Origin of the sequence: Clostridium aromativorans, assembly GCF_020908015.1 — a bacterium.
GTDB classification, from domain to species: Bacteria; Bacillota; Clostridia; order Clostridiales; family Clostridiaceae; genus Clostridium_B; species Clostridium_B aromativorans.
The window spans coordinates 1-7,751 of sequence record NZ_JAJJPB010000055.1 but is presented as its reverse complement, the minus strand read 5'-3'; the positions used below and the strand labels follow the sequence as shown (position 1 = coordinate 7,751).

Annotated in this window: 3 protein-coding genes; all 3 read right to left on the bottom strand. The window is 34.7% G+C overall.

Features of this window, described 5'->3' with window-relative positions:
• A partial coding sequence (gene pglX / locus LN736_RS18540; RefSeq protein ID WP_229982190.1) for a BREX-1 system adenine-specific DNA-methyltransferase PglX occupies nucleotides 1–2,782 on the bottom strand: 2,782 nt, incomplete at its 3' end.
• A 44-nt stretch (nucleotides 2,783–2,826) separates the two neighbouring features.
• Nucleotides 2,827–5,202: a BREX-1 system phosphatase PglZ type A gene (pglZ, locus tag LN736_RS18535; RefSeq protein ID WP_229982189.1), complete on the bottom strand. Its 2,376-nt coding sequence runs from the start codon at nucleotides 5,200–5,202 to the stop codon at nucleotides 2,827–2,829.
• A gap of 14 nt (nucleotides 5,203–5,216) precedes the next feature.
• The coding region (gene pglX, locus LN736_RS18530) for a BREX-1 system adenine-specific DNA-methyltransferase PglX (protein WP_229982188.1) at nucleotides 5,217–7,751 on the bottom strand (2,535 nt) is incomplete at its 5' end.

Genomic DNA, 7,751 nt, shown 5'->3' with positions numbered 1-7,751 from the left:
ACTGCTGAAACTGCCTGTCCGCAAAGGACTGCCACATATAAAAAGCATCGGATAAGCGGGCAGTTTTAAGTGGATAGTTATTAGTACTTCTCCTATTCCCATTGCCTGCCGTGAGCTTTCCGCTATCGGCCAGTAAAAGTGGGTGAATTTTAAAATCCCAGGACGTTTCAAAAGAATCCCAGTCATTCTTTGAAATTTCTATATTGTTTCTGGTTAATTCCATAATGTCTCTTTTGATGTCACTATTGTCATGTAAAATCAATGGTATTTTCTTAATATCTCCAACCTGAAAATTAATTGTAGGTGCTATTATCTTTAAAACCTCATAGGTAATTTTCGAATTCATCAATGCCAAGACATATTCAAGAAAAGTTTCTTTAGGAAATATTGAGGAGCCTCCTACATCAAACAAAAAACCTTGCTGACTTAATCTTGCTGCAAAATTAAAAGTACTAACTAGAGACCAGGTTACTCCCTTTTTAAAATAAAAATCTTCATTTCTTATTACTGATGATTTATAGTTTTTAATTTCATATCCATTGTGCTTCCAGTTGACGACAAATTCATTATTACCATACCACTTTCTAAAATCTCCTCCCTTATTATATGGGAACCACTTCTTCGAACTCTTTTCTGCAGTACTTGCATTTTTATATCTTATACCCATAGAATCTCTGTTTACCTCAAACCATAACCTTGTAAATCTGTTATTGTCTGCTGTTGCCATTCCCTGTTTTGGCTCTGCAATATTACCCAAAGGTGCTGTATTCTCAAACAACCTTTTCATATTATCACTAATCCAATACGCTATTGGACAACCGGGTAAACATTTGAATACACTTTCACTGCAATCATATATTCCAAAACCACTTTTTATAATACTTATCGTTTTTACTTCTTTTTTCCTGGATGACATATTCACTAATCTAATGTATCTACCTTTATATTTGCTGTTGGCAAACTTTCTCTGAACAAAAGCAGTAGATTGTACAACCTCCCCGGCTATTTCATCAAATGTTCTAGCACCTAAATGCAGCATGTTTATTGTAACTTCATTATCCAGCATCTTTTCTCTCAATTTATAATAGGATGATAGAAACATCCACGAATGCTGACTGATCACGGCATATATACAATTATCACCTGAAAATGAACTCAATTTTTCCATAAATACAGAGAACAAATCATATTTTGAATCATTGAATTTGTCTTCCAGGTATATTTTTAGATTGCTATTCATACCTTTTCTTCCTAAATAGGGCGGATTAGTAGCACAGATTTCATATTTCCTGCCCATTATCTCAGCCTGCTTCACCAACGCTCCCATCCTGTCTAAAAGTATGCTTTTATAATCTGCAAACATCAGATTATCTTCCCCGGCTATCTCCTCAAGTCTCTGCTCTAATAATTCAAAATCAACCTTTTCAACTTCAATTATGGAACCATACTCCCCGGCATCTTTAAAGGTTTCAATTAAATACTTAACATCCTCCTTCAACTGTACACTGTGTCCTGTTGATTGTGAATTGCAGAAGTACTCCACTGCTTCTCTGCCAGTTCCATCTAAAAACTCATTACTTTCCTGTATAGAGCACAGATTGAGTTCCAGTCCATTTTTCTCTATATCCCTAAACAGCCTCCTGTTGTATTGTCTTGCCTTCATTATAAGTGCAAATGAAGCCAGCTGTACTGCCCTCTCGTCTATATCCAGCCCGTACAGATTGTTTTCAAGTATAAGCCTTGGTATTTTCCTCTCCAAATACCCTTCCCTCTTGTATATTTCATAGAATACTTCAAAGACATAAACCAGTATATGTCCCGAGCCCATACATGGATCCAGCACTTTTATATCCTCAGGTCTGAATTTGCCGTATTGTTCTCTTATACTCTCCAGTTCTTCCTCAACTTCTGGCTCCTGCCCGGTTTCTTCAATATAATACTTCCATTTTCCCTGCAGTTCTGCATCCGGGTGACCCTCAAGCCACAGCCTTCCCAGTGAATTCTCAACCATGTATTTAACTATCCAGTCAGGAGTAAAAAGCTGTGTTGCGGCAGGTATATTCTCTTTTGTTATTTTTACATTTTTCTTAAGTGCTGCAAACACCTTATCCTTCTTCTCGGATATGTAGTACTGGTACATCCATCCTATTATTTCCACTCCCTCTTTCCAGTCATCTTCCGGTATGTCCTCCACCATCTTCCCTATCACGGAACCCTTATCAAGAAGATGACCAGGAAAGAGCAGCTCCGTATAATCACTTATTTTCTCAAACATCTGGGGCATTATACTGCCAAGTTCACTGCACTGTTTTATCAATATGTATTTATAAGCTTCTTCTCTATCTTCAATTTTCCCACTGTCCAGAAGCTCATATACACTGTCTCCATCAAGTTTTAATTCCTCTATTGTCTCTGAAATTCTAAAAAGTACATCCGGTTCATTTTTTCCCTCTATTGAAGAAAGTATTCTCACACCAAGGGGAAGGTAATTGTTAACTTCCATATACCTAAGTGCCATAAATCTGTTAAACCAGGTATAGGCAGCCTCCTCCATAACTGGCTTAAACCCCCTTCTCCTTACCTGCCCTACAAGGGCATCTCTCTGATTCTTCGGAAGCTTGAATATATCTCCACTTCCATTTAATTTGAATCCGCCCTGGATTTCCACTGCAGTGTCTATTTTCTGCCCGCCTACACCTATCAGGTTGGCTTTTTCACTAACTGCTTCTATTAAATTTTCCCTGGCCCATACGGCAAATGCCTTTATTTTATTTTTATCCACGGCTGCTTTTCTCCTAACTCATCGAGATTCATGTATATCTTCTTTCAGAAATCAAACTCATCAGCTGCAGAAACATCAATGGTATATGGTATTTTTTCATAAATTTTATTACTTTCATCAGCATCTTGAATTATCAAAAAATACTGCTCTTTTTTGTCATAGTGCATACTTTTTAAAACGAATTTTTCCCTGTACGTTCTTTCTTTAGGATTTTCCGATACAGAATTTCCAATTATGATATTTTCATTTGATATTCTATTCCCATCTTTATCCTCAAAATAACATTTTATTTTTTGTACAATAACTTTATCTTGAATTCTTTCCTCCTGAAAAAATTCAAGATAAATAATAATATTCGTAATCTTTCGGGATATACTTGTAAGTGATATTTTTGCTTTTCTTATATCATTGACTGAAAATGCACTTCTGTCGTTTTTAAACTTAATGAGTGGAACCACTATTTCCTGGAGCATAGCTCCATCATGAACATAATTGACACATGATACTTTATCGCTTTTCTGAATTCCGCTTCTCCTGTACAGATAGCCATGATCTGCCGTTATGATTATACTTGCAGCACTAACTCTATTTACAAGCTTATTTACAAGTGAAATTATCTCATCAAAAGCAAGTTCTGTTGCCGAGAATACGTCTCCTTCAGTTTTACAATTGTCTCCCATGGCATCTACTTCATCATGGTAAATATAAACCACATCCATTCCGACAAAGTTTTTCCTGATTTCAATATCATTCATAACCATGACATCATCATATCTAACTGCCAGGGACTTAGGATCTTTATCTTTTAAAATTAAATCCCTATTTTCAGTTCCACTGCTGTTAATTCCGTCTACCAACACATCGTATTTATCATCGATCTCTACTTTTGTATTTGGAAGCAGAGATGCCATACCAAGTTTTGTACAGGAAGGAATTACTCCCTGCATGTATTCAATTTCAACTTTCCCTTTTCTCCCATTGTTAAGCCTTACAAAAAGTTCCCTGGCACTTTCGTATCTAAGTCTATCAGAAATTATTACAAATACTCTTTCTTTAGAAGGTTCAACAAATTTTTCATAAAATTTATTCTGCCAGTTTAAGCCCTCTATTCTCCAGTTCTTATTCCCTTCTAAAGAATTAAACCATTTAATGGACAGTTCCTTCAAATACCAGTTGTTATATAAATTCTCAACTATCTCTTTTAAATCCTTCAGTTCATCTTTACATTTACAGCTGTCATAGTGATAATAAAATTTTCTATAAGCCTCATCAAAATAATAATATCTATCTACATAGGATTTAAACATATCGAAGGAGGATTCTTCCTTTATATTTGAATTGAGCTTCTCTTTTTCATTTAACATATTTATAGTCCACTTTAATGTCTTATATTCATTTTCATATTTTCTATAAAAATGTGCAGTTCTTCTCCTGCTTATAATACTCAAATATCTGCTGTATTCACCTACTCCATCTTCTAAAAGATTGCTGATTCTCAGCAATATAATCCTATCAATTTCATCAAAAATATCACAGTCAATAAAAGTATCCAAACTATTTTTATTTAAAAGCATATTTATTTTCAGTTTATTTGAAATAAGCTGCTGCATTTTGTCGTAGTGTTTTTCATCTACACTGCTGTTCATAAAATGATTAACAAATACTATACAGTTTGTTTTTTTAGAAGATATGAGTGTTTTATATTGTTTTGGAATCTGAAAGCTGATGGCACTTTCCATATTGGTGATCAGAAGCATTGCCATAAACATGCCCAGGTTCCTCTTTTCAAATCCATACCCGTAGTACTTTGTTATCAGATCCCAAAGTGAATTCAAATTTCCAAATTTGCCTATGCTCTCATAGATTTTATTTTCGCCATCTAAATAGTCCTTTAATATGGCCTTTAATATTTCTTCCATATCCATAATTTTAACTTTAGTTAAAACTGCAAGGACTCCAATATCAATCTTTTCTTCAGTATAATCCTCTATACTTAAATTTTTAAAAGAAGTTATTCTCTCTTTACTCCTAAAAAAAGCATTATAAAATTTAAATTTTTCTTTAAAAGAAGGATCTTTTATATTGAGTTCCCTCATTATCACAGCAGCTCTATCTGTAGAAAATTCTTCACTATAACGATAAATATCATAGAGCCAATCTTCCTGAGGCAGTGGCTTTTCCAAATTTGAATATATAAGTATATTGTCAGTTGTATTTTCTTTTTCTATATAATATTTAAATTTAAAGGCATTTCTGTCTGTAAGTTTGATTATTTTTACAGATTTAATGTCCAAATCGTCTATATCTTCGATAAAATCTTTGTTACTGTCATACCAAAATACAATATGACGTCTTTTTCCATATCCCAGCGGCTTTGAAAATAATTGTTTCAAAAAATTTTTTACTTTCTGTAAGTTCATTGTTTACCTCCACATTATATTTTAGCCAGCAAATTCATTTCAACTTTTTTCCCGCTGGAATCAATGACTTCAACTTCCTGAAATCTGGCATAGTTTACTTTAACTCCTTCATCTAGATCAATTTGTATTCTCTTATTTGCTAGATATGCCGCAGCCTGGTCATATTCTCTGCACTCTTCCATCTGCTTCTTTATCCTATATATTTTCTTCTTAGCAGAATTTCTCTCTCTTGATGAATAATCTTCCGAATCAACTATAAGCCTCTGTCTCTCAATTTCAGTCCCATATTTTCTCTGAAGCACGTGCAGATAATCCATCCTGACTTTAGCTACAGTCTGATCGCTGTACCTGTGCATATAAATAAGCGCCTTGAATCCGTTGCTTTTCCCGGAATCGAAGAGCCAGTAAATAGGTCTCTTCTTATAGTTCTTTACATGATCACTGTAAAATTCTCTGACAAAATACCTCCTAATGGACTGTCTCGCCGTTTCAAAAGATTTTCTTCCTATAGAATCAGCTATAAAATCCAGATTTTCCTCCAGGGTATCTTCACCGTACACAATCTTCACAAATCTGATAAACCTTGAAACTATGTCATCTTCAAAATATTCATCTTCCGTAATGGGAATGACATTGTCCCGTTCAGGATCAAAGGAGACATCTGTCCAAAAGTCCGATATGATGTTCCCGTCATTGTCTCTCTCTATTTTTCTCACCTGCCAGGTTTTTTCTCCAGACTGTGAATTGTTCACCCTAAAATGAGAACTGAACTCCCCTCCCGCATATATAAGGCCTTCTACATCGATGGAGTACCTGCCGAACATGCATCCTACAGCATAGGATATAAATGATCTTATGTCCCTCTCTCTGTCTGCCTTTCTGACAGTAACATCCCTATCCTCCTCTTCAGGTACAATCTCCTCCTGCAGTCCATAGATACGGATAAATATCCCGTTAAGCTCCTCTTCATTATGCTTTAACTGCTGAAACTGCCTGTCCGCAAAGGACTGCCACATATAAAAAGCATCGGATAAGCGGGCAGTTTTAAGTGGATAGTTATTAGTATATCTCATATTCCCGTTGTCTGCCGTGAGCTTTCTACTATCGGCCAGTAAAAGTGGGTGAATTTTAAAATCCCAGGACGTTTCAAAAGAATCCCAGTCATTCTTTGAAATTTCTATACATTTTTTCACTAATAAATTTATGAATCCTATATTAGAATCACTTAATTCAATTACCGGCAATCTTTTTATATCTATATTTTGATAATCCTGGCCATCACTGAACATAGATAATATATAATTTGTGACAGAGCTGTTCATAAATCCTATATATAAATAAAATTTTTTATTATCCATAACAAAAAGTGCTGGGCCTTTCTTGTCAAAAGTACCTGTTTTAGGTAAAATTCGTGCTGAAAATTTGGATGTTGTAGTAGCAGTCCACGTAATTCCCTTTCTAAAAACATACTTTTCATTTATCATATTTGACGTCCTATTGAATTTATAAAAATTTTTAGCAGCATCTGACCAGTCGACCAGCATCTCAATATTGCCATACCATTTTCTATAATTTCCTCCCTTGGCATATGTTATCCATCTCTGTCCTATTGAAAATTTATTAACTTCCCACAGCATTCTCAAATATCTATTATTATCAGCTGTAATGTGTTGGCTTCCTGTTATATCGATTTTACTTTCAAATTTGCTGCCCTCAATAAATACATTAAGCATGGTCTCATTAGCCCAGTATGCAATAGGACTTCCCAATATATTTTCAAAATCATTCTGTTTCAGTTTTATATATACATTATTTTTATTAAAAAACTCTATTCTTTTCTTCATTGGATCCATGTATTGAACTAGCCTGATAAAAGTTGGTTTAAAATTATCAATCCTTTTCTTTCTAAAAATATAAGATGCCACTTTAACTTTTTCACCTTTGATATCACTAAATGCCCCTGCTCCAAATTGAACCAATGTTTCTATATTTACATTTTTTATGATATATTTTCTAAGTCGTTCATAACTTGTTAAAAACATCCATGACTGTTGAGTTATCAATGCTGTAAATACACTCGAAAATCTAATACACACTTCGATAAATACAGCAAACATATCCAATTTAGACTTCTCGAACTCACTTGATATTCTTTTAGATAAATTATTATTCATCCCTCTAAATCCCATATAGGGCGGATTAGTAACACAGATTTCATATTCCCTGCCCATTATCTCAGCCTGCTTCACCAACGCTCCCATCCTGTCTAAAAGTATGCTTTTATAATCTGCAAACATCAGATTATCTTCCCCGGCTATCTCCTCAAGTCTCTGCTCTAATAATTCAAAATCAACCTTTTCAACTTCAATTATGGAGCCATACTCCCCGGCATCTTTAAAGGTTTCAATTAAATACTTAACATCCTCCTTCAGCTGTACACTGTGTCCTGTGGATTGTGAATTGCAGAAGTACTCCACTGCTTCTCTGCCAGTTCCATCTAAAAACTCATTACTTTCCTGTATAGAGCACAGATTGAGTTCCAGTCCATT